Source organism: Pseudomonas sp. 31 R 17 (assembly GCF_900004915.1).
GTDB classification, from domain to species: domain Bacteria; phylum Pseudomonadota; class Gammaproteobacteria; order Pseudomonadales; family Pseudomonadaceae; genus Aquipseudomonas; species Aquipseudomonas orientalis_A.
Genome location: NZ_CVTN01000003.1, coordinates 1 through 561 on the forward strand (window position 1 = coordinate 1; position 561 = coordinate 561).

Below are 561 nucleotides of genomic sequence, written 5' to 3' on the forward strand. Positions count from 1 at the left end.
AGGGGTTGTAGCTGAATTCCCGTGTAGCGCCGTCCGGCAGTACCCAGCGAGCCAAACGTCCTACCGCGTCCCATTGATACTGAGTCAGCGCGCCATGCTCATCCTCCAGCGCAACCTGCCGGCCCAGATCGTCATAGCGATAACGCTTGATGCCACCGTTGGGCAGCTGTTCTTCAACGAGCTGCCCCCGTTCATTCCACACCAGCCGATGACAACTGTTGTCGGGATACCAGACCCCGGTCAGTTGTCCCCGCTTGTCGTAGCTGTAATCCGTCGCGTTGCCCTCCGGATCAATCCTGCGGGTGACATCGCCTTGCTCATTACGCTCGTATTTCCAAACCGCCTCACCACGCCGCACGACCCGTACGAAGCCTTTGTCATGCTCGTAGGACGTCGGCTCATCCTCCCCCGGAAACAGCGCGACCAAGCGTCCGGCGTCGTCGTACTGATACGCCGTCACCGCGCCTAGCGGGTCCTGCTCGACGGTCAGTCGGCCCTTGTCGTCGTAGGATTTGAAATGTCGGGCACCGTCGGGATCGATGCGCTGTACCAGTCGCGCCC

Annotated in this window: 1 pseudogene; it reads right to left on the reverse strand. The window is 61.1% G+C overall.

The window, feature by feature from the left end:
• Positions 1–561: pseudogene (locus tag BFP89_RS00010) on the reverse strand (type IV secretion protein Rhs); the annotation flags it as partial.